The sequence below is a fragment of the Gordonia crocea genome, assembly GCF_009932435.1.
GTDB classification, from domain to species: domain Bacteria; phylum Actinomycetota; class Actinomycetes; order Mycobacteriales; family Mycobacteriaceae; genus Gordonia; species Gordonia crocea.
In genome coordinates this window covers 2,268,794-2,291,438 of the sequence record NZ_BJOU01000001.1, presented here as the reverse complement: position 1 = coordinate 2,291,438, position 22,645 = coordinate 2,268,794, and the positions used below count along the sequence as shown (strand labels likewise).

22 protein-coding genes are annotated in these 22,645 nt (G+C 69.8%); 20 read left to right on the top strand and 2 right to left on the bottom strand.

Annotation, left to right across the window (positions count from 1 at the left end; genetic code table 11):
* Positions 1-100 precede the first annotated feature (100 nt).
* Genes nbrcactino_RS10825 through nbrcactino_RS10800 form a run of 6 tightly spaced genes read left to right on the top strand, consistent with a single transcriptional unit; the run spans position 101 to position 4,673 of the window.
* The gene (locus nbrcactino_RS10825) at positions 101-925 is read left to right on the top strand and encodes an undecaprenyl-diphosphate phosphatase (RefSeq protein WP_161927720.1); all 825 of its coding nucleotides are present in this window, start codon (positions 101-103) and stop codon (positions 923-925) included.
* A gap of 34 nt (positions 926-959) precedes the next feature.
* Positions 960-1,664 (top strand): MSMEG_4193 family putative phosphomutase, encoded by a 705-nt coding sequence (locus tag nbrcactino_RS10820; RefSeq protein WP_161927354.1) that lies wholly within the window; start codon positions 960-962, stop codon positions 1,662-1,664.
* Complete coding sequence (locus nbrcactino_RS10815; RefSeq protein ID WP_161927353.1) at positions 1,665-2,267, top strand: DUF3090 domain-containing protein; 603 nt, start codon at positions 1,665-1,667, stop codon at positions 2,265-2,267.
* A gap of 3 nt (positions 2,268-2,270) precedes the next feature.
* Positions 2,271-3,095, top strand: a complete 825-nt coding sequence (locus nbrcactino_RS10810; protein WP_161927352.1) for an SCO1664 family protein — start codon at positions 2,271-2,273, stop codon at positions 3,093-3,095.
* Positions 3,096-3,113: 18 nt separating this feature from the next.
* Positions 3,114-4,355, top strand: coding sequence for a cysteine--1-D-myo-inosityl 2-amino-2-deoxy-alpha-D-glucopyranoside ligase (gene mshC, locus nbrcactino_RS10805; RefSeq protein ID WP_161927351.1), 1,242 nt, complete (start codon positions 3,114-3,116; stop codon positions 4,353-4,355).
* Between the two features lie 9 nt (positions 4,356-4,364).
* Complete coding sequence (locus tag nbrcactino_RS10800) at positions 4,365-4,673, top strand: hypothetical protein (protein ID WP_161927350.1); 309 nt, start codon at positions 4,365-4,367, stop codon at positions 4,671-4,673.
* A gap of 7 nt (positions 4,674-4,680) precedes the next feature.
* Here the strand turns inward: nbrcactino_RS10800 and nbrcactino_RS10795 are convergent, their stop codons facing one another.
* Positions 4,681-5,559 carry a PAC2 family protein gene (locus nbrcactino_RS10795; protein ID WP_161927349.1) on the bottom strand — a complete coding sequence of 293 codons (879 nt, stop codon included), beginning with the start codon at positions 5,557-5,559 and terminating at the stop codon, positions 4,681-4,683.
* A 50-nt stretch (positions 5,560-5,609) separates the two neighbouring features.
* On the opposite strand from nbrcactino_RS10795, the gene metH reads away from it, so the two are divergent.
* The 5 genes from metH to hisG are packed head-to-tail and all read left to right on the top strand — an operon-like array spanning position 5,610 to position 12,144.
* A complete protein-coding gene (gene metH / locus nbrcactino_RS10790; RefSeq protein WP_161927348.1) occupies positions 5,610-9,191 on the top strand; it encodes a methionine synthase in 3,582 nt (1,193 codons plus the stop codon).
* Positions 9,192-9,211: 20 nt separating this feature from the next.
* Positions 9,212-9,895 carry an HAD family hydrolase gene (locus nbrcactino_RS10785; RefSeq protein ID WP_371864530.1) on the top strand — a complete coding sequence of 228 codons (684 nt, stop codon included), beginning with the start codon at positions 9,212-9,214 and terminating at the stop codon, positions 9,893-9,895.
* Positions 9,892-10,929 (top strand): esterase-like activity of phytase family protein, encoded by a 1,038-nt coding sequence (locus nbrcactino_RS10780; RefSeq protein WP_161927347.1) that lies wholly within the window; start codon positions 9,892-9,894, stop codon positions 10,927-10,929. The genes nbrcactino_RS10785 and nbrcactino_RS10780 overlap by 4 nt, the downstream gene beginning before the upstream one ends.
* A 58-nt stretch (positions 10,930-10,987) precedes the next feature.
* Entirely contained in the window at positions 10,988-11,251 is a 264-nt protein-coding gene (locus nbrcactino_RS10775; RefSeq protein ID WP_161927718.1) for a phosphoribosyl-ATP diphosphatase, read from the top strand.
* Between the two features lie 47 nt (positions 11,252-11,298).
* A complete protein-coding gene (gene hisG, locus nbrcactino_RS10770) occupies positions 11,299-12,144 on the top strand; it encodes an ATP phosphoribosyltransferase (protein WP_161927346.1) in 846 nt (281 codons plus the stop codon).
* Positions 12,145-12,163: 19 nt separating this feature from the next.
* Here the strand turns inward: hisG and nbrcactino_RS10765 are convergent, their stop codons facing one another.
* A complete protein-coding gene (locus tag nbrcactino_RS10765; RefSeq protein ID WP_228460776.1) occupies positions 12,164-13,024 on the bottom strand; it encodes a thioesterase family protein in 861 nt (286 codons plus the stop codon).
* A gap of 79 nt (positions 13,025-13,103) precedes the next feature.
* Here nbrcactino_RS10765 and nbrcactino_RS10760 point away from each other — a divergent pair, with 79 nt between their 5' ends.
* From nbrcactino_RS10760 to nbrcactino_RS10720, 9 genes are all read left to right on the top strand, one after another.
* Complete coding sequence (locus nbrcactino_RS10760; protein ID WP_161927345.1) at positions 13,104-13,985, top strand: tRNA (adenine-N1)-methyltransferase; 882 nt, start codon at positions 13,104-13,106, stop codon at positions 13,983-13,985.
* Positions 13,986-14,094: 109 nt separating this feature from the next.
* Positions 14,095-15,774 (top strand): proteasome ATPase, encoded by a 1,680-nt coding sequence (gene arc, locus nbrcactino_RS10755; RefSeq protein ID WP_228460835.1) that lies wholly within the window; start codon positions 14,095-14,097, stop codon positions 15,772-15,774.
* Between the two features lie 59 nt (positions 15,775-15,833).
* Entirely contained in the window at positions 15,834-17,336 is a 1,503-nt protein-coding gene (gene dop / locus nbrcactino_RS10750; RefSeq protein ID WP_161927343.1) for a depupylase/deamidase Dop, read from the top strand.
* A 60-nt stretch (positions 17,337-17,396) separates the two neighbouring features.
* Positions 17,397-17,588: a ubiquitin-like protein Pup gene (locus nbrcactino_RS10745; RefSeq protein ID WP_161927342.1), complete on the top strand. Its 192-nt coding sequence runs from the start codon at positions 17,397-17,399 to the stop codon at positions 17,586-17,588.
* A complete protein-coding gene (gene prcB / locus nbrcactino_RS10740) occupies positions 17,585-18,421 on the top strand; it encodes a proteasome subunit beta (RefSeq protein WP_186343340.1) in 837 nt (278 codons plus the stop codon). Before nbrcactino_RS10745 ends, prcB begins: the two co-directional genes overlap by 4 nt.
* Before the next feature lie 3 nt (positions 18,422-18,424).
* Positions 18,425-19,210 (top strand): proteasome subunit alpha, encoded by a 786-nt coding sequence (gene prcA, locus nbrcactino_RS10735; RefSeq protein WP_161927341.1) that lies wholly within the window; start codon positions 18,425-18,427, stop codon positions 19,208-19,210.
* 4 nt (positions 19,211-19,214) lie between these two features.
* Positions 19,215-20,573, top strand: a complete 1,359-nt coding sequence (gene pafA, locus nbrcactino_RS10730) for a Pup--protein ligase (protein WP_161927340.1) — start codon at positions 19,215-19,217, stop codon at positions 20,571-20,573.
* Between the two features lie 17 nt (positions 20,574-20,590).
* Positions 20,591-21,583: a helix-turn-helix transcriptional regulator gene (locus nbrcactino_RS10725; RefSeq protein WP_161927339.1), complete on the top strand. Its 993-nt coding sequence runs from the start codon at positions 20,591-20,593 to the stop codon at positions 21,581-21,583.
* Positions 21,580-22,626: a helix-turn-helix transcriptional regulator gene (locus tag nbrcactino_RS10720; RefSeq protein WP_161927338.1), complete on the top strand. Its 1,047-nt coding sequence runs from the start codon at positions 21,580-21,582 to the stop codon at positions 22,624-22,626. The genes nbrcactino_RS10725 and nbrcactino_RS10720 overlap by 4 nt, the downstream gene beginning before the upstream one ends.
* The last annotated feature ends 19 nt before the right edge of the window (positions 22,627-22,645 follow it).

Sequence of the window (22,645 nt, the reverse complement as noted above, 5' to 3'; positions counted from 1 at the left end):
GGAGTCGTGAACCGTGGCGGCACCACGTCCGACGGGGGCAGACCACCGGCCGCCCCGGCCCGCCGATCCCCCGTGGGTAGGATGGCCCGTCGTGGTGGAGATGACATGGCTGCAGACGATCGTGTTGAGCGTTGTCCAGGGCCTGACCGAGTTCCTGCCGATCTCCTCGTCGGGGCATTTGCTCATCGTGTCCCGGCTCCTGTGGAACGACGACGCGGGCGCGTCGTTCACCGCGGTGTCGCAGCTGGGGACCGAGTTGGCCGTGCTCGTCTTCTTCTTCAAGGACATCGTCCGGATCGTCATCGCCTGGTTCGCCGGGCTGGTCCATGCGGACAAGCGCGGGGTCGACTACCGGGTCGGCTGGGCGGTCATCGTCGCGACCATCCCCATCGGCGTCATCGGCTTCGCCTTCCGGGACCTGATCCGCGATCGCAACCTGTGGCTCACCGCCATCGTGTTGATCCTGTTCTCCGGGGTGTTCTGGCTCGCCGAGCGCTACGCCACCCAGCGGCGATCCCTCGACGACGTCACCATGCGCGACGCCGTGGCGATGGGATTGGCCCAATGCCTGGCGCTCATCCCCGGGGTCTCGCGCTCCGGGGCGTCGGCCAGCGCCGGCCTGTTCGCCGGCCTGGACCGCGAATCGGCCTTCCGGCTGTCCTTCCTCCTGGCCATCCCGGCGGTCTTCGGCGCCGGCCTGTTCAGCCTCCCCGACGCCTTCGAGCCGAGCGTGGAGGGCCTGTCCGCCAGCGGATGGCAGTTGCTCGCCTCGGTGGTCATCGCCTTCGTCGTCGGGTACGCCGCCATCAAATGGTTGCTGCGATTCGTCGCCCACCACTCGATGAACTGGTTCGGCGCCTATCGGGTCGCCCTGGGTCTGGTCCTCATCGCCCTGCTGGCGACCAACACCATCGCCGCGAGCTGAGCGCGGCGCCCGACGGCGCCCGTAAAGTGGACCCATGGCAGTCATCTTGGTGCGACACGGACGCTCGACGGCGAACACCGCCTCGGTGCTCGCCGGACGCAGCCCCGGTGTTGCGCTCGACGACGTGGGGCGCGCCCAGGCCGCCGAACTCCCGGACCGGCTCGGCGAGCGCGGCGCCCGACTGCGCGCGATCGCCCGGTCCCCGTTGCAGCGCTGCGCAGAGACGGTGGCCCCCCTGGTCGCCGGCCTCGTCGACGTCCCCGAGGTGGTGGTCGACGACCTTGCCGAGGTCGACTACGGGGAGTGGACCAACCGGCCGTTGGCCGAGCTCGCCAAGGAACCGCTGTGGCAAACCGTCCAGCGCCAACCGTCGGCCGCCGTCTTCCCCGGTGGGGAGGCCATGTCCGCGATGGCCAGCCGGGCGGTGAGCGCGGTGCGCGAACTCGACGCGCAATACGGCGGCGAGGACGGCTCCGGCCTCTGGGTGGCGTGTACCCACGGCGACATCATCAAGGCCGTCATCGCCGATGCCATGGGACTGCACCTGGACGGCTTCCAGCGCATCGTCGTGGAACCGGCCTCACTGTCGGTGGTCCGCTACCACCCCCGCCAGACCGTGGTGCACACGGTGAACAACACCGCCCGCCTGTCCCTCCCGGCCCCCGGGGCGGAACTGGCGGGGACCGCGGTCGGCGGCGCGACCGGGACGGCGGGAACCGGAGCAGGAGGAGGCCGCTAGATGTCGCGCGCGATTCACGTCTTCCGCACCCCGGACCGCTTCGTCTCCGGCACCGTCGGGGAGCCCGGTGACCGGACCTTCTACGTCCAGGCCGTGCACGCCAACCGGGTGGTGTCGGTGATGCTCGAGAAGCAGCAGGTCGCCATCCTGGCCGACCGCATCGACGCATTGCTCGACGAGGTGGCCCGCCGCTTCGACACGCCGGTTGCCGAGGCCACCGACGAGGTCGAGGACCTGCAACCCCTCGTCACCCCCATCGACGCGGAGTTCCGCGTCGGCACGATGGGGCTGGGCTGGGATGCCAACGAGAATTCCGTCGTCGTCGAACTGCTCGCGGTGACCGAGGAGTCGCTGGACGAGAGCATCGTCCTCGACGACCGTGACGACGGTCCTGACGCGCTGCGCGTGTTCCTCACCACGGAGGCGGCGCGCAGCTTCGCCGCCCGCTCCGAGGCGATCGTGTCGGCCGGCCGGCCGCCCTGTCCGCTGTGCGGTGAGCCGTTGGCCGCCGACGGCCACGTCTGCGTGCGGACCAACGGGTACAAGCGGGAACCGGTCTCGCTGGAGCCCTACGACTTCGACATCGACGACGATTCGGCCTGACCGATGGACGGGACGGGCGCGAACGGTGTGGCGCAGGTGCTGGCCCACGGCGACTTGGAGATCCTGGGCCGGATTCCCCACGCCAGCAATGTCACCCTCGTCGCCCTTGTCCGCGGGGCCGACGGCACCGAGTTCCGCTGCGTCTACAAACCGGTCAGCGGTGAGGCACCGCTCTGGGACTTTCCCGACGGCACGTTGGCCGGGCGCGAAGTCGCCGCCTACGTGGTGTGTGCCGACCTCGGCTGGGACACGGTGCCCGACACGGTGTTTCGTGACGACGGGCCGCTCGGGCCCGGAATGGTCCAGCGCTGGGTCGACATCGCCGACGAGCCCGATCCCGTTGCCCCCGACCTCGTCGACCTGTGCGGTCCGGATTCCGTCGTCGCCGGTTACCTGCCGATTCTGACCGGGTTCGACCCGCGCGGCGACGAGGTGGTCCTGGTGCATGCCGACGATCCGCGGCTGCAGCGGATGGCGGTGCTCGACATCGTGCTCAACAACGCCGACCGCAAGGGCGGCCACATCCTGGCCGGTTCCGACGGGGTGGTGTACGGCATCGACCATGGGATCTGCCTGCATGTCGAGGACAAGCTGCGCACGGTGCTGTGGGGCTGGGCGGGTCGCCCCGCCCCGGGCGGTCTGGTCGTCGACGTCGACGGCTTCGCCGAGCGGTTGGCCGATCCCGACGGGGAGCTCGCCACCACGCTGGGCGCACTGATCACCCCGGATGAGATCGCCGCGCTGCTGACCCGTGCGCGCCGCCTGGTCGACGACCCGGTGCTGCCGGTTCCGCCGGACCACCGGCCGATTCCGTGGCCGCCGTTCTGACCGCATAAGCTGGCGGGCATGCAGTCGTGGTCGTCGCCCGTTGTGCCCGAGCTGGCCGGAACGCCGCCGGCCCTTCGCCTCTACGACACCTCGGCCCGGCAAGTGCTGCCGCTGGCCCCGGGCCCGGTGGCGACGATGTACGTGTGCGGAATCACCCCGTATGACGCCACCCACCTCGGGCATGCCGCCACCTATGTGACGTTCGACCTGGTCAACCGGCTTCTTCGCGACGCCGGCCACGAGGTCCGCTACGTGCAGAACGTCACCGACGTCGACGACCCGCTGTTCGAGCGGGCCGAGCGCGACGGGGTCGATTGGCGCGACCTGGGCAGCAGCGAGATCCAGTTGTTCCGCGACGACATGACCGGGCTGCGTGTGTTGCCGCCGGCCGAGTACGTCGGCGCGATCGAGACGGTCGACGAAGTGGTCGCGATGGTCGGTGCGCTGTTGGAGTCGGGCGCGGCCTACCTCGTCGACGATCCCGAGTACCCCGACGTCTACTACCGCATCGATGCCACCGAGCAGTTCGGCTACGAGTCCGGCTATGACCGGGAGACGATGGCGCGGTTCTTCGCCGAGCGCGGCGGCGACCCGGACCGGCCGGGCAAACGCGACAGCCTCGACGCCCTGCTGTGGCGTGCGCGCCGCGACGGCGAGCCGTTCTGGCCGGCCCCGTTCGGCGAGGGCCGTCCCGGTTGGCACGTCGAATGCTCGGCGATCGCACTGAACCGCCTTGGCATGGGATTCGACATCCAGGGCGGCGGCAACGACCTGATCTTCCCGCACCACGAGTTCTCCGCCGCGCACGGCGAGGCGCTGACCGGCGCGCGCCGTTTCGCCCGTCACTACGTGCACACCGGGATGATGGGGCTCGACGGGGAGAAGATGTCCAAGAGCCGCGGCAACCTGGTGTTCGTGCACAAGCTGCGCGAGGCCGGGGTCGACCCGGGCGCGGTGCGCCTGGCGCTCGCCGCAGAGCACTATCGGGCCGACCGGATGTGGACCGACGCGGTCCTCGACGAGGCGGTGGCGCGGCTGGGCCGGTGGCGCGCGGCGGTGGCGACCGGCGCCGGACCCGACGCGGCCCCGGTCATCGCGCGGGTGCGCGCCCACCTGGCCGACGACCTCGACACCCCCAAAGCCCTTGCCGCCGTCGACGGGTGGGTCGCCGACGTCGAACTGGGCCTCGGTTCGGCGGGGGGCGGGGCCGACGCGGTGGTGACTGCCGTCGACGCGCTCCTCGGCATCGACCTGCGCTAAAGTCCGATCGTGGCTCAGGTGAATCAGATCCCCGCCGACACCGATGAGGGTGTGTGGACGGTCGTGACCCGGACGTCGACCTACCTGTTGGACTTCGGTGAGAAAACCCTGCTGCGCGCCCCCGGTGTGGGCAGCAGCAGCGACGGGACCTGGGAGGTCAGCGAGCTGCGCCGCGACTCCGAAGACATCCCGCTGTTGGGGGTGAAGGTCTGCGAGGTCGGTTCGTCGGCCCAGTTCTGGGTCCGGGCCGTCGACGACCCGGAGGTGCGCACCTGGCGCATCACGACCCCGGTTGTGACGATCGAACGCATCGGCTGACGCCGGATCAGGCCGGGCCCGATCCCGAGTCGCGCCGGCGCAGGTAGCGCTCGAAATCGGCGGCCAACTGCTCGCCGTCGATCTCCGGCAGCGCGTCGGGATCGGTCGACGTCGCATCGTCCTGGGCCTCGAGCTGGCGGATGTAGGCCGCCATATCCTCGTCCTCGCCGGTCATCTCGTCGACGGTGTGCTCCCACTCGGCGACGCGGGTGGGGAGTTGGTCCAGCGGAATCTCCAGGTCGAGTACCTCTTCGAGGCGGCGCAGCAGCGCCAAGGTGGCCTTGGGGTTGGCGGCCGAGGAGATGTAGTGCGGGACGGCGGCCCACAACGAGACCGACGGCACCCCGGCGGCCACCAGCCGGTCCCGCAAGACCCCGGTGATCCCGGTGGGCCCCTCGTATTGCGACTCGGAGAGCCGGTAGCGCTTGGCGGCCTCGGCACTGAACGCCGAACCGCTGACCGGGACTGGTCGGGTGTGCGGGGTGTCGGTCAGCATCGAGCCGAGCATGACCGCCGAGGTCACCCCGGCGATCTCGGCGACCTCGGCAATCTCGTCGACGAACGCCCGCCACCGGAAGTTCGGCTCGATCCCGCGCACCAGCAGGAGGTCGTGGTCGGCGCCGGGCGGGGTGCAATAGGAAAAGGCGGTCGTGGGCCAGTCGATGCGCCGGCTGACCCCGTCGACCAGGCGGACCGTCGGGCGGTTGACTTGGAAGTCGTAGTAGTCGTCGGCGGCGACTTCGCAGACCTGCTCGGCATTCCAGAACAGCGACAGGTGCTCGACCGAACTCGTCGCCGCCTCGCCGGCGTCGTTCCACCCCTCGAAGGCGGCCACCAGCACGGGAGAACGCAATTCGGACAGGATTTTGCGCGGTTCGGTGGCCATGAAACAAGCCTACGGCGGATCGGTTTGATAGGGCGAATACTCTGGAAGGCATGGAAACCGCTTCACCGAACGCCTCGAACTACGACACGACCCTGTTGTCGGCGATGTCGCAGCGCGTACTGATCGGTGACGGTGCGATGGGGACGATGCTGCAGGCGGCGGACCTCACGCTGGACGACTTCCTGGGGCTGGAGGGGTGCAACGAGATCCTCAACGAGACCCGCCCGGACGTGTTGGCCGATATCCACCGCGCCTACTTCGACGCGGGCGCCGATCTCGTCGAGACCAACACCTTCGGCTGCAACCTGTCCAACCTCGGCGATTACGACATCGCCGACCGGATCACCGACCTGGCCTACCGGGGGACCGCGATCGCGCGCGGCGTCGCCGACGAGTTGGGCAAGACCGCCTACGGGACCGACCGGTTCGTCGTCGGGTCGATGGGGCCGGGCACCAAGCTGCCCAGCCTCGGCCACACCACCTTCGACGTTCTGCGCGGCGCCTACGAGCAGTGCGCGACCGGCATGCTCGACGGGGGTGCCGACGCGATCTTGATCGAGACCGCGCAGGACCTGCTGCAGGTCAAGGCCGCCGTGATCGGATCACGGCGGGCGATGGCGCGGGTCGGCCGGCATCTGCCGATCATCGTCCACGTCACCGTCGAGACCACCGGCACGATGCTGCTGGGATCGGAGATCGGTGCGGCCCTGACCGCGTTGGAGCCGCTGGGGATCGACGTCATCGGACTGAACTGCGCGACCGGTCCCGCCGAGATGAGCGAGCACCTGCGGTACCTGTCGCGCCATGCGCGCATCCCGGTGTCGGTGATGCCGAACGCCGGGTTGCCGCTGCTCGGGCCCAACGGGGCGGTCTACCCGCTCACCCCGGAGGAGCTGACGGTGGCGCTGAGCGACTTCGTCTCCGAGTTCGGCCTGTCGATGGTCGGCGGCTGCTGCGGCACGACGCCCGAGCACATCCGGCAGGTGGCGCAGGCGGTCGGCCAGGTGCAGCGCGCCCCCCGCGAACCCGACCATGAATCGGCCACCTCGTCGCTGTACACCTCGGTGCCGTTCGACCAGGACGCGAGCTTCCTGGTGATCGGCGAACGGACCAACTCCAACGGCTCCAAGGCGTTCCGCGACGCGATGATCGCCCAGGACTACCAGCACTGCATCGACGTCGCGAAGGAGCAGACCCGCGACGGCGCGCACATGCTCGACCTCAACGTCGACTATGTGGGGCGCGACGGCGCGCAGGACATGGCGGCGCTCGCCTCGCGCTTCGCCACCGCGTCCACGCTGCCGATCATGATCGACTCGACCGAGCCCGAGGTGATCCGGGCGGGCCTGGAGGCGCTGGGCGGGCGTTGCGCGGTCAACTCGGTGAACTTCGAGGACGGTGACGGGCCCGGTTCGCGGTACCAGCGCATCATGGAACTCGTCGTCGAGCACGGCGCCGCCGTGGTCGCCCTCACCATCGACGAAGAGGGCCAGGCGCGCACCGCCGACCACAAGGTCGGCATCGCCGAACGGCTGATCACCGACATCACCACGACGTGGGGCCTCGCCGAGGAGGACATCATCGTCGACGCCCTGACCTTCCCCATCTCCACCGGGCAGGAAGAGGTCCGCCGCGACGGCATCGAGACAATCGAGGCAATCCGCCGGCTCCGCGAGGCCCACCCGACGATGCACTTCACGCTGGGTATCTCGAACATCTCGTTCGGGTTGAACCCGGCGGCGCGCCAGGTGTTGAACTCGGTCTTCCTGCACGAATGCGTCCAGGCCGGATTGGACACCGCCATCGTGCACGCGTCGAAGATCCTGCCGATGGCGCGGATCCCCGACGAGCAGCGGGAGGTCGCCCTCGACCTGGTCTACGACCGCCGGCGCGACGGTTACGACCCGCTGCAGCGGCTGATGGAGTTGTTCGAGGGGGTGTCGGCGGCGTCGGCGCGCGAGAGCCGGGCCGCCGAACTGGCGGCATTGCCGTTGTTCGAACGCCTCGAGCGGCGCATCGTCGACGGGGAGCGGGCCGGGTTGGAACCCGACCTCGACGACGCGATGGCGCAGGTCCCGCCGCTGGAGATCATCAACAAGACCCTGCTCAACGGGATGAAGACGGTGGGCGAGCTGTTCGGCTCGGGCCAGATGCAGTTGCCCTTCGTCCTGCAGTCCGCCGAGGTGATGAAGGCCGCGGTGGCCCACCTCGAACCGCACATGGAGTCGACCGGTGACAGTGGCAAGGGCCGCATCGTGTTGGCGACGGTGAAGGGCGACGTCCACGACATCGGCAAGAACCTCGTCGACATCATCTTGTCGAACAACGGCTACGAGGTGGTCAACCTCGGGATCAAGCAGCCGATCAATACCATCCTGGAGGCGGCGCGCGACAAGAACGCCGACGTCATCGGGATGTCGGGGCTGTTGGTCAAGTCCACGGTCGTCATGAAGGAGAACCTCGAGGAGATGAACTCCCGGGGGGCCGCCGACATCCCGGTCCTCCTCGGCGGTGCCGCATTGACCCGCGCCTATGTCGAGAACGACTTGACCGAGACCTATGAGGGCGACGTCCACTACGCCCGGGATGCCTTTGAGGGCCTCAAGCTGATGGACGACATCATGGCGGTGAAGCGGGGCGAGGGCCCGGCGCCGGACAGCCCCGAGGCGGTGGCGGCGGCGCAGAAGACCGCCGAGCGCAAGGCCCGGCACGCCCGGTCGAAGGCCATCGCCGCCAAGCGCAAGGCCGCCGAGGTGCCGGTGGAGGTGCCGGACCGCTCCGATGTCGCCGCGGACAACGAGATCCCGGTGCCGCCGTTCTGGGGCAGCCGGATCGTGCGCGGCATCCCCGTCGCCGACTACCTGCAGACCCTCGACGAGCGGGCGCTGTTCCTCGGCCAGTGGGGGTTGCGCGGGGCGCGCGGCGGCGAGGGGCCGACCTATGAGGAACTGGTCGAGACCGAGGGGCGCCCGCGGTTGCGGTACTGGGTCGACCGGCTCGCCACCGAGGGGATCCTGGCGCACGCGGCGGTCGTCTACGGCTACTTCCCGGCGGTGAGCGACGGCGACACCGTCCACGTGCTCACCGAGCCCGATCCCGACGCCCCGGTCCGGGTCAGCATGACTTTCCCGCGCCAGCAGCGGTCGCGCTTCTTGTGCATCGCCGATTTCATCGCCTCCCGCGAGCGGGCGAAGGAGCTGGGCCGCCCAGACGTGTTGCCCTTGCAGCTGGTCACGATGGGGACCGAGATCGCCGACTTCGCCAACACGTTGTTCGCCGCCGACGCCTACCGCGACTATCTCGAGGTACACGGCATCAGCGTCCAGTTCACCGAGGCCCTCGCCGAGCACTGGCACCAGCGGGTCCGGTCGGAACTGGCCTTCGCCGGCGGGTCGATGGCGGCCGAGGACCCCGACGATCCCCAGGGGTTCTTCGACTTGGAGTACCGCGGGGCCCGCTACTCCTTCGGCTACGGGGCCTGCCCGAACCTGGAGGACCGCGCCCACATCGTCGACCTGTTGGAATCGGAGCGGATCGGGGTGACCCTGTCCGAGGAACTGCAGCTACACCCGGAGCAGTCCACCGACGCCTTCGTCCTGCACCACCCCGAGGCCAAGTACTTCAACACCTGAACCGATGAGAGGATGGCCGGGTGACTAACCGGTACCCCGCGGCCGTCCTGTGGGACATGGACGGCACCCTGATCGATTCTGAGCCAATCTGGGACGTCGCCGTCACGGATTTCGCCGCGCGCCACGGCCTGACCGTGACGCCGGAACTGCGCGAGGCGACGCTGGGCAACTCGCTGCCCGACGCCATGGCCAAGGTGTATGACGCGGCCGGGATCGGACCCGGGGACCGCGACACCGCCGCTGACGAACGATGGCTCATCGACCATGCCGGCGGCCTGTTCCAGGCCGGCCTGCCGTGGCGGCCGGGGGCGCAGGAGGCGCTCGACGCCGTCGCCGGGGCCGGGATCGCCATGGTGTTGGTGACCAACACCGTGCGCGAGCTCACCGAGGTCGCGCTGGCGAGCATCGGCCGGTCCCGCTTCAGCGCCACCGTGTGCGGCGACGAGGTGCCGATCGGCAAGCCGTCGCCGTTCCCGTATCTGCGCGCGGTCGACCTGCTCGGTTACGCGGCGTATTCCTGCCTGGTGGTGGAGGACTCGCCGACCGGTGCGGCGTCGTCGGCCGCCGCGGGCTGCCCGTCGCTGATCGTGCCGTCGGCGGTGCCGGTCGACGCGGCGCCCGGACGGGTGTTCCGCGAGTCGCTCGTCGGACTCGGCGTCGAGGAACTGGCCCAGGCCTGGCGCGACGCCCTGGTCGACGGGTGAGGGCTCGACGCTGCCGTCTGTTGGCGGCGTCGGCGCTGGTGCTCGGCGGCCTCATCGTCGGCCCCGCGGGTGCGGCCCGCGCGGCGGGCGTCTGCTCGCCGACGGTCGCGGCCGTCGGGTTCTCCGACGCCTTGGACAAGACGACCGCGGCGGGGGAGTCGGTGGCCGGGATCTCCGCGCTCGCCCACGACCGCCGGTCCGGGCGGTACCTGGCGCTGCCGGACCACACCGAGGCCACCGCCCTGGTGTGGCCACTCGCCGGACTCGACGATGTGCCGGTGGCCCGACCCCGGGTCGCCGGGCCGCCGCTGCGGCTGCGCGGCCCGGACGGCCGGTTGCTGCCCGGCCGGTCCGACACCGAGGGGCTGGCGGTGCTGGCCGACGGGAGTCTCGTGGTGAGCGCGGAGACCGGCCCGGCCCTGCGGGTCTTCGGCCGCGACGGCGCCTGGCGCTATGACGTCCCCGTGCCACCGCGGTTCGCGCCGGCACCGGTCGGGCGCGCGGTGCCCAACGCCGGATTCGAAGGGTTGGCCGCGACGCCGTCGGGGCGGCGGCTGGTCGCCGCCATGGAGCGGCCGCTGCTCGGCGAGGACCCGGGCAGCGTCGTCTTCCTCGACTATCGGATCGGTGCCGCCGGGCGGTTCATCTTGGCCCGCGAACTGCGCTACCGACCCGCCCCGGGGATGCGCGTCGCGGAGATCGCGGCCTACCGCGAGGACCGGCTGGTGGTGCTCGAGGCGGCATACTCGGCCCGCCGGGGAAACAGCGTGGTACTCGCCGACGCGCAGATCGGACCCGCCGCGGGCCCCGGACGCACCCGTGTGGTGCATCGCCGGCCGCTGGCCGACCTGGTGCACTGCCCGACGATGGGGGCGCGCAGCCGGGAGTACCAGCGCAACCCGCTGCTGGACAACTACGAGGCGATGGCGGTGGTGCCCCGCGCCGGTGGGTACACGATCCACCTGGTCTCCGACGACAACCACTCGAAGCACCAGACCACCCGGTTGCTGACGTTGTGGGCCACCCTGCCCTGACCGGGCGCGAGGGAATGCGATTGGGACCGGTGGGGATGACATGGGAAGATGGGAAATCGTGAAAACCTTCGACGAGTTGTTCGCCGAGTTGGGCGAGAAGGCGCGGACCCGCCCCGAGGGCAGTGGCACCGTCGCCGCCCTCGATTCGGGTGTCCACACGCTGGGCAAGAAGATCATCGAGGAGGCCGGCGAGGTGTGGCTCGCGGCCGAGCACGAGTCCGACGAGTCGCTCGGTGAGGAGATCTCGCAGTTGTTGTACTGGCTGCAGGTGATGATGATCAAGCGCGGGCTCGGCCTCGACGACGTGTACCGACATCTGTAGTCCGTCGTTTCCGCCCGATCTGTCCCCCCACTACCGATAGGACACCCATGCTGCGCGTGGCAGTTCCCAACAAGGGCGCGCTTTCCGAGGCCGCCGGTGCGGTGCTCGCCGAGGCCGGATACCGTAAGCGGTCCGACGCCAAAGACCTGACCGTCCTCGACACCGCCAACGACGTCGAGTTCTTCTTCCTGCGCCCCAAAGACATCGCCATCTACGTCGGCCAGGGGACCCTCGACCTCGGTATCACCGGCCGCGACCTGGCCGCCGACTCCGGTGCCGCGGTCGACGAACAACTCGCGATGGGCTTCGGTTCGTCGACGTTCCGCTACGCCGCCCCCGCCGGGCAGGAGTGGTCGGTGGCCGACCTGGCCGGCAAGCGCATCGCGACCTCGTATGAGAACCTCGTGCGCGCCGATCTCGCCGCCAAGGGCATCGACGCGGAGATCATCCGCCTCGACGGCGCGGTGGAGATCTCCATCCAGCTCGGCGTCGCCGACGCGATCGCCGACGTCGTCGGGTCGGGGCGCACCCTGCGCCAGCACTCGCTGGTGGCCTTCGGGGGGTCGCTGTGCGACTCCGAGGGCGTCCTGGTGTCCCGCACGGGGGTCGAGCTGGGCAAGTCGGCCCGTCAGTTCGTGGCCCGGGTGCAGGGCGTGGTGTTCGGCCAGCAGTACGTGATGATCGATTACGACTGCCCGCGCGAGCTCCTCGACCGGGCCTCGCAACTCACCCCCGGGCTGGAGTCGCCGACGGTGGCGCCGATGGCCGATCCCGACTGGGTCGCGGTGCGCGCGATGGTGCCGCGCAAGGAGCACCAGAACCTGATGGATGAACTCGCCGAGCTCGGCGCGAAGGCCATCCTCGCCACCGACATCCGCTCCTGCCGGTTCTGACCGGTCCGCGCCGGCGGCCTCAGTGTGCGCTGAGCAGCACGGTCTGCGCGGTGCGCCCGACGAATCCGTCCTCGTCGTAGAGGTCGGCGAACGTCGCCCCGTAGCCGTCCGGGCCGGCGCAGAGCTCGGCGTCCAAGGCGATCCACGTGCCGACGGGCCGGCGCAGCAGGTGCAGCGTCGTGTCGAGGTTCATCCACGTCCACTGTCGGGGGTCGAGTTCGCTGCCCACGCCGTTGGCCACGTCGGCGACCACGCACAGCGAGTCGAGCAGGTCGGTCGTCTCCCCGGCGACCAGCGCCGGGATGGGGCGGATCCACACCGCCGACAAGCGTCCGTTGCGGCCCGGCACCCAGGCCGTTTCAGTCGTACCGATGAAGCCGACGGTGCCCCAGTCGACGCCGAGCGAGGAATCCGGGGTGACCCCGGCACGGATCTCCAGTTCCCCGGGCAGCGGGGTCATCGGCTCGCGGGGGCTGTGGTCGATGGCCGCCGACGCCGAGCCCCGGGCCACCCAGGCGCGGGCCGTCGCGGCGGTGCGGAAGGCGCCGTTGCCGTCGGCGACCTGCAGCTCGGCGCCGATGAGGCTGATCTGGCGCCCCGGACGCAGGACTTCGCCGCGCACCCGGTTGGTCCCGAGGCCGATGGCGCCGAGAATGTCGGTGGTGATGCGGGAAAAGGCGACCGGACCATCATCGCCGCCGGCCGCATGCCGCAGCGACCGGGCGAGCAGTCCGGTGGGCGGCCCGCCGTGCTGGATGTCGGTGGACCACACCGAGACTACCGATTCCGACGGGGTGAAGTACTCCCACCCGTCACCCGCCTGCGCCTGCGCGGGGTCGGCCGGGAGATAATAGGCATTGTCGGTGATGTACTCGTCCACATCGCCCACGTTATCGGCCGCGAATTGTGGATCAACCCCCGCCCGCGGCGTCACCGCGATTCACGAGGAGAACCATCCGATGCCGACCACCGGGCCGTTCGAGGTCGGAGACCGGGTGCAGCTGACCGACGCCAAGTCGCGCAAGTTCACCGTCATCCTCGAACCCGGCAAACTGTTCCACACCCATCGCGGCGCTATCGCCCACGATGATCTGATCGGTTCGCCGGAGGGCTGCATCGTCGCGGCGACCAGTGGGACCGAATACCTCGCGCTGCGGCCGCTGCTCACCGACTTCGTGCTGTCGATGCCGCGCGGCGCCCAGGTGATCTACCCGAAGGATTCGGCGCAGATCATCACCGAGGGCGACATCCACCCGGGCTGCCGGGTGATCGAGGCCGGCGCCGGATCGGGTGCACTGACGTGTTCGCTGCTGCGGTCGGTGGGCCCGTCGGGCTCGGTGCTCTCCTACGAGATCCGCGACGACCACGCCGACTACGCCCGCCGCAATGTCGAGACCTTCTTCGCCGGTGCGCCGGAGAACTGGGAGCTGCGCGTCGGCGACCTGGCCGACCACGACCCGGCTGACCAGGCCGATCGGATGATCCTGGACATGGTCGCGCCATGGGAGCCGCTGGAGACGGCGCGCCGCACACTCAAACCCGGCGGCGTCCTCGTCGTCTACGTCGCCACCGTGACCCAACTGTCGCGGATCATCGAAGCGCTGCGCGACCAAGAGTGCTGGACCGAGCCGCGCGCCTGGGAGTCGATGGTGCGCGAGTGGAGCGCCGTGGGTCTGGCGGTGCGCCCGGAGCACCGGATGCAGGGACACACCGCCTTCCTGATCACCGCCCGGCGCCTGGCGGACGGGCAGACCACGCTGCGCCCGCACCGGCGACCCACCGGACGGACGAAACCCTCCGGCGGCGAGGACGCGGACACCGCCGCCGAATCGGAGCAGTAGCGCGAATCACCCGGCCCGCCGGACCCGGGTGTGCACATCGGGGGCCGATCGCCGGTAGCGTGGAAGTGGCGCGGGATAGGAGTCAGTCGTGACTAACGAACATTCGGGTATCAACCAGCCGGGCGGCGGGGCCCGCCCCACCGGCACTGCCGAGCAGTTGCAGGAACGGGTCGACAACCTCTCTGCCCGCAACGCGAAGCTCCTCGAGACGCTCAAAGAGGCCCGTCAGCAGCTCGTCGCCCTGCGCGAGGAGGTCGACCGCCTCGGGCAGCCGCCCAGCGGCTACGGCGTGCTGCAGGCCGTCTATGCCGACGATTCGACCGTGGACGTGTTCACCTCCGGCCGCAAGATGCGGTTGACGGTGTCGCCGAACCTGGACGTCGACGAGATGCACATCGGCCAGACGCTGCGCCTCAACGAGGCACTCACCGTCGTCGAACGGTGCGACTTCGACGTGTCCGGCGAGATCGCGACCCTGCGCGAGGTGCTCGCCGACGGGGAACGGGCGCTGGTCGTCGGCCATGCCGACGAAGAGCGCGTGATCGTGCTCGCCGAGCCGCTGCGCCCGTCGACCGACTCCGACGACCAGCGTCGGAAGCTGCGGCCCGGGGATTCGCTGCTCATCGACAACAAGGCCGGGGTCGCGTTCGAGCGCATCCCCAAGGCCGAGGTCGAGGACCTCGTCCTCGAAGAGGTGCCGGATGTGGACTACTCCGACATCGGCGGACTCGGGCGGCAGATCGAACAGATCCGGGATGCGGTCGAACTCCCGTTCCTGCACAAGGAGCTGTTCCGCGAGTACTCGCTGCGTCCGCCCAAGGGGGTCCTGCTCTACGGCCCGCCCGGTTGCGGTAAGACGCTGATCGCCAAGGCGGTCGCCAACTCGTTGGCCCGCAAGATGGCCGAGGCGCGCGGCGACGACGCCCACGAGGCCAAGTCCTACTTCCTCAACATCAAGGGCCCGGAGCTGCTCAACAAGTTCGTCGGCGAGACCGAGCGGCACATCCGCCTGATCTTCCAACGCGCCCGGGAGAAGGCTTCCGAGGGCACGCCGGTGATCGTGTTCTTCGACGAGATGGACTCCATCTTCCGCACCCGCGGGTCGGGCGTCTCCTCCGATGTGGAGACCACCGTCGTCCCGCAGCTGCTCAGTGAGATCGACGGGGTCGAGGGCCTGGAGAACGTCATCGTCATCGGCGCCTCCAACCGCGAGGACATGATCGATCCGGCGATCCTGCGGCCCGGCCGCCTGGACGTGAAGATCAAGATCGAGCGGCCCGACGCGGAGTCGGCCATCGACATCTTCTCCAAGTACCTCACCGAGGACCTGCCGATCCATCCCGACGACATCGCCGAGTTCGGCGGCGACCGTGGGGCGTGCGTGCGCGCCATGATCGAGCGCGTCGTCGACCGGATGTACGCCGAGAGCGAGGACAACCGGTTCCTCGAGGTCACCTACGCCAACGGCGATAAAGAAGTCATGTACTTCAAGGACTTCAACTCCGGTGCGATGATCCAGAACGTCGTCGACCGCGCCAAGAAGTACGCGATCAAGGCGCAGTTGGAGACCGGTCAACCGGGGCTGCGGATCAGCCACCTGCTGGATTCGATCCTCGACGAGTTCGCCGAGAACGAGGACCTGCCGAACACCACGAACCCGGACGACTGGGCGCGCATCTCGGGCAAGAAGGGCGAGCGCATCGTGTACATCCGGACGCTGGTGACCGGCAAGAGCTCGGGTGCGAGCCGCGCGATCGACACGGAGACCTCGACCGGCCAGTACCTCTAGGACGGTCGCCGGGCAGGGGGGCGCTCGCGCACCCCGCCGCGATCACTACGCTGGAGGGTATGCAGCGAATCATCGGGATCGAAGTCGAATACGGCATCTCCGCGCCGGGGGATCCCTCGGCCAACCCGATCATGACCTCGACCCAGGCGGTACTCGCCTATGCGGCGGCGGCCGGGGTGCCCCGGGCCAAGCGGACCCGGTGGGATTACGAGGTCGAGTCGCCGATGCGCGACGCGCGTGGATTCGATCTGGGTCGGTCCAACGGTCCGGCGCCGATCATCGACGCCGACGAGATCGGCGCGGCCAACATGATCCTCACCAACGGGGCGCGGCTCTACGTCGACCACGCGCATCCGGAGTACTCCGCACCGGAGGTCGCCGACCCGCTCGACGCGGTGATCTGGGACAAGGCCGGCGAACGCGTGATGGAGGCCGCCGCCCGCCACGTCGCCAGCGTGCCCGGCGCGCCGCGGCTGCAGTTGTACAAGAACAACATCGACGGCAAGGGTGCCTCGTACGGCACCCATGAGAACTACCTGATGGACCGCAACACCCCGTTCGCCGACATCGTCACCGGGCTGACGCCCTTCTTCGCGTCGCGCCAGGTGATCTGCGGCTCGGGCCGCGTCGGAATCGGCCAGTCCGGCGACGAGGCGGGCTTCCAACTCTCCCAGCGCGCCGACTACATCGAGGTCGAGGTAGGGCTGGAGACGACGCTCAAGCGCGGCATCATCAACACCCGCGACGAGCCGCATGCCGATCCCGACCGCTACCGCCGGCTGCACGTCATCATCGGCGACGCCAACCTGGCCGAGACCGCCACCTACCTGAAGGTGGGCACCACCGCCCTGGTCCTCGACCTGGTCGAGGCGGGGGTCGACCTGTCCGACCTCGAATTGGCCCGTCCGGTCGCCGCCGTGCACACGATCAGCCACGACCCGACGCTCACCGCCACGGTCGCACTCGCCGACGGGCGCGAGATGACCGGACTGGCGCTGCAGCGCGAGTACCTGGCCCGGTGCCAGCGCTTCCACAACCTGCACCACGGCGACGACGAGGCCGCCGCCCGCGTCCTGTCCACCTGGGCCGACGTGCTCGACAAGCTCGAGCGCGACCCGATGGAATGCGCCGACCTGTTGGACTGGCCGGCCAAGCTGCGCCTGTTGGAGGGCTTCCGGCTGCGCGAAGGGTTGTCGTGGTCGGCGCCGCGGTTGGCCCTGATCGACCTGCAGTACTCCGATGTGCGGCTCGACAAGGGCCTGTACAACCGGCTGGTGGCCCGGGGTTCGATGAAACGCCTGGTCGACGAGGCGCAGGTGACCGCAGCGGTGACCGCGCCGCCGCCGGATACGCGCGCCTACTTCCGCGGCGAATGCCTGCGCCGATTCGGTGCCGATATCGCGGCGGCGAGCTGGGATTCGGTGATCTTCGACCTGGGTGGGGATTCGCTCATCCGCATTCCAACGCTGGAACCGTTGCGCGGCAGCCGTTCCCATGTCGGGGAATTACTCGATTCGGTGGCGTCGGCGGCCGAACTCGTCGACGAGTTGACGGCCAAGTAGCCGGGAGCCGACGCACAGGTTCGGATAGGGTGGAATTCAATTCGCTTGAATGGAGGCGGCATGGCCCAGGAACAACAGCGGTCCGGTGGTGGCGGCGACGACGATGATCTCGGTCCCGACGGCTCGGCCGGTCAGGAACGCCGCGAGAAGCTTGCCGAAGACACCGACGACTTGCTCGACGAAATCGACGACGTGTTGGAGGAGAACGCCGAGGACTTCGTGCGCGCATACGTGCAGAAGGGCGGCCAGTGAATCGGTCGCCGGACATCTCGTCGTTCACCGAGTACCTGACCAAACACGCACCCGAGCAGTTGCCCGGTCGCCGGGTCGGATCGGATGTGGCGGTGGGCGCGGTGGATTCGATTCCCCACGGCACGACAATCGTCGCGGTGTCCTATGCCGGCGGGGTGGTCCTCGCCGGTGACCGGCGGGCGACCGCGGGCAACCTGATCGCGACCCGCGACATCCAGAAGGTCTTCATCACCGACGACTACTCGGCCGTCGGCATCGCCGGCACGGCCGGGATCGCAATCGAGATGGTCCGGTTGTTCGCGGTGGAGCTCGAACACTACGAAAAGATCGAGGGCGTCTCGCTGACCCTCGACGGCAAGGTGTCCCGGTTGGCCGCGATGGTGCGCGGCAACCTCGGCGCCGCGCTGCAGGGGTTGGCGGCGATCCCGCTGCTCGTCGGCTACGACGCCGACGCCGCGGATCGTTCGGCGCGGGGACGGATCTTCTCCTTCGACGTCGCCGGCGACCGCCACGAGGAGTTCGGCGGATACCAGGCGATCGGTTCCGGTTCGGTCTTTGCGAAGTCGTCGTTGAAGAAGCTCTACCGCGGCGACCTGACCGCCGACCAGGCGCTGGCCATCGCCGTCGAGGCGCTCTACGACGCCGCCGACGACGATTCGGCGACGGCCGGCCCGGACACGGTCCGCAAGATCTTCCCGACCGCGGTCACCGTCGGGCCCGACGGTGCCGACGAGGTCGCACCGGAGCGGATCGCCGCCGTCGCGGTGGAGATCATCGCCGGCCGGGAGGCGCGCTATGCCGCCGACCGTGGTGCGGACGGGCAGGGGGAGTAGCCGATGACGTTCCCGTATTACGCCAGCGCCGAGCAGATCATGCGCGACCGCTCCGAGCTCGCCCGCAAGGGCATCGCCCGGGGCCGCAGCGTCGTGGCCCTGACGTACGCCGACGGCGTGCTGTTCGTCGCCGAGAACCCGTCGAACACGCTGCGCAAGGTGTCGGAGATCTACGACCGCATCGGATTCGCGGCGGTCGGCAAATACAACGAGTTCGAGAGCCTCCGGCGAGCCGGAATCCAGTTGGCCGACCTGCGCGGATACAGCTACGACCGGGCCGACGTCAGCGGACTGTCGCTGGCCAACGCCTATGCGACCACGCTCGGCACCGTGTTCACCGAACAGCCCAAGCCCTACGAGGTGGAGCTGTGCGTGGCCGAGGTCGCCAAGCCCGGTCGGGACACCCCGTCGCAGTTGTACCGCATCGGCTACGACGGCTCGGTCGTCGACGAGACCCGCTTCCTGGTGATGGGCGGGCACACCGACGCGATCACCTCGGCCCTGGCGGAGTCCTTCGAACCGGGGATGTCGCTCCCGGCGGCGCTGGGCGTCGCGGTGACCGCCCTGGCCAATCCGACCCCGGCGGCCCCCGACGGCGGCCGCCCGGGTGCCAACGGGGGATCCGAACCGGCCGCCCCGGCGCCGCGCGAGCTGACCGCGGCCGACCTCGAAGTCGCCGTCCTCGACCGCACCCGGCCGCGGCGGGCCTTCAAACGACTGGGCCACGACGACGTCGCGGCCCTGCTGGCCCAGGGGTCCGCCACGCCGACCACCACCGGAAAGGACTGACGCCGTGCAGCGCCGGATCATGGGGATCGAGACCGAGTTCGGGGTCACCTGCACCTTCCGGGGGCATCGCCGGCTCAGCCCGGACGAGGTGGCCCGCTACCTGTTCCGGCGCGTCGTCTCCTGGGGCCGGTCGTCGAACGTCTTCCTGGACAACGGGTCGCGTCTGTACCTCGACGTGGGATCGCACCCGGAGTACGCGACGGCCGAGTGCGACGACATCAAGACGCTGATCAACCACGACCGGGCGGGGGAGCGGATCCTCGTCGACCTACTCGTCGACGCACAGAACCGGCTGGCCGACGAGGGGATCGGCGGCGACATCTACCTGTTCAAGAACAACACCGACTCGGCCGGCAACTCCTACGGATGCCACGAGAACTACCTGGTGGTGCGCTCGGGCGAGTTCTCTCGGATTTCCGACGTGCTGTTGCCGTTCCTGGTGACCCGCCAGCTCATCTGCGGCGCGGGCAAGGTGCTGGCCACCCCCAGTTCGGCGCAGTTCTGCCTGTCCCAGCGCGCGGAACACATCTGGGAGGGCGTGTCGAGCGCGACGACCCGCTCGCGGCCGATCATCAACACCCGCGACGAACCGCACGCCGACGCCGAGAAGTACCGGCGCCTCCACGTCATCGTCGGCGATTCGAACATGGCCGAGCCGACCACCATGCTGAAGGTCGGGTCCGCGTTGCTCGTGCTGGAAATGATCGAGGCCGGGGTGAGTTTCCGGGATTTCGCCCTCGACAACCCGATCCGCGCGATCCGCGAGATCAGCCACGATCCGACCGGGCGCCGCCCGGTGCGGCTGGCCGGCGGTCGCGAGGCCAGCGCCTTGGACATCCAGCGCGAGTACCACGCGCGCGCGGTCGAACACCTGGCCAACCGCCAGCCCGACGAGATGCTCAGCCAGGCCGTCGACCTGTGGGGGCGGGTCCTCGACGCGGTGGAGTCCGACGACTTCTCCCGCGTGGATACCGAGATCGACTGGGTGATCAAGCGCAAACTGTTCAACCGCTACCTCGACCGTTATGACATCGACCTGGCCGACCCCAAGATCGCCCAACTCGACCTCGCCTACCACGACATCAAGCCCGGCCGGGGTATCGCCGACGTGCTCACGCGCAAAGGGTTGATCTCACGGGTGACCACCGACGAGGCGATCGACGAAGCCGTGCACACGCCCCCGCAGACCACGCGGGCGCGGCTGCGCGGCGAGTTCATCAGCGCCGCGCAGGCCGCGGGACGCGACTTCACCGTCGACTGGGTGCACCTCAAGCTCAACGACCAGGCCCAGCGGACCGTGCTGTGCAAGGACCCGTTCCGATCGGTGGACGAGCGCGTCGATCGCCTCATCGCCTCGATGTGAGCCCTACTGTGGGAGCCGTGCGCAAACGCGAGAAGGTCGAGCGGCAGCTCAATCTGGTCATCTGCCTGTTGTCGGCGCGCCAGTTCGTCTCCGCCGAGTACATCCGGCGCAATGTGGGCGGCTACTACGAGAACGACAGCAGCGACGACGCGTTCTACCGCATGTTCGAGCGCGACAAGGCCGACCTGCGCAACCTGGGCATCCCGCTGATCACCGGGCCGGCCTCCGGCTCCGGCGAGAGTGAGGACGGGTACCGCATCGACCGGGAGCGCTACGAACTGCCCGACATCCACCTCGAAGCCGATGAGGCGGCCGCGGTCGCACTGGCCACCGCGCTGTGGGACAGCTCCGAGGTGGCCGCGATCGCCCAGAGTGCGGCGCTGAAGTTGCGCGCCGCCGGGATCGACGTCTCCGCCGACCAGGAGTGGGAGGTGGGGCCGTCGTCGGCGGCTCGCGGCGCGGGCGACGAACGCGTGTTGCGCGCGCTGCTGGAGGCCAGTGAACAGCGGCGCGCGGTGGAACTGACCTACCAGCGCCCCGGTGCCCGCCCAGCCCCGCGCCACCTCGAACCGTGGGGCGTGGTCACCCACCGCGGCCGCTGGTATGTCGTGGGATATGACCGGGACCGTGGCGAGCGCCGCACGTTCCGGTTGTCGCGGATCAGCGAGGTGCGTCCGACGGGCAAGCGGGGTGCCTTTGACCCGGGCGCCGGGCCGGGCGAGTTGCGCGCCCTGGTCGCCGAGGCCGCGTCGGCGTTTCGCGCAGAGGTCACCGAGGCGCGGATCTGGGTCGCCGCCGACCGGGCCGCCGGGTTGCGCCGGGTTGCGGTTTCCGCGACCCCACTGGACTTCGACGGCGAACCCGGCGACGAACTCGTCGTGCGGTACGACGTGGCGTCGGCCATGGTGCGATCGGTCCTCTCGGCCGGCCCGGACGCCGTCGTTCTGGAACCGGAGGCGCTGCGGACCGCAGTGATCGCGGCACTGGACGCGATGGCGGTGCCGCGATGACCGATACGACGGTGTCGCGGTTCTCGCGACTGCTGGCCATGGTCCCGTACCTTGCGGCGCGACAGGGGATCGCGGTCACCGAAGCGGCCGCCGACCTGGGCATCACCGAGGCCCAACTCACCAAGGACATCGAGCAGTTGTTCGTGTGCGGGCATCGCACCAACGGCTTCGAGGACCTGATCGACGTCCAATACGACTCCGGATTCGTCCGCGTCGAGTTCACCGCAGGGATGAACCGGCCGCTGCGCCTCACCGCTGCCGAAGCGGCGCTGCTGCAGACCGCGCTCGCGACCCTGGCCGACATCCCCGGGGTGGGTGCCGACGCCATCGCCCGGGCCATGGCGAAGATCGAGTCGGCGCTGGCGGTGCCGGTCCGTCCCGAACGCAAAGGACTGCGAGCCCGCGGCGAGGAACTGGCGGCCGCGGAGGCGGCCCGGCGCGAGGCGGCACGCCGCGAGGACGCGGCGCCGACCGACACGGACAAGGTCCCGACCGGCCGGGAGGCCGTCTACGACGCAGTGCGCGCCTCGGTTCGCGAGCACCGGGCGCTGCGGCTGCGGTATTACACCCCGGCCCGCGACGCGGTCGGGGAACGCGTCGTCGACCCGATCGCGGTCCAGCTCATCGACGGCAACGCGTATCTGCAGGCGTGGTGCCGCCAGTCGGAGGGCATCCGGCTGTTCCGGTTCGATCGGATCGAGGTGGCCGACCTGCTCGACGAGCCCGCCGCCCCGCCGACGACGGCCACCGGCACCACGGCTCCGGCCGGGTGGGAGGGCCAGGACTTGCCGACCGCGGGTATCGAGGTGGACCGCGACGCCCTTTGGGTCATCGAGAAGTATCTCGTCGACCTCGTCGACGACCCGGCCGCGGCCGATGGACCACAGGATTCGCCGGTTCGCGCCCGGGTGCGGTACGGGTCCGACGAGTGGCTGGTCCGCTTCGTCTTGGGGTTCGGCGGCAAGATCGCCGTCATCGACGAACCGAGACTGGCCGCCGAGGTCGCCGACCGCGCCGCGGCGGCACGAGCCCGCTACCGGTAACAGTCGGCGTCGGGGGCTG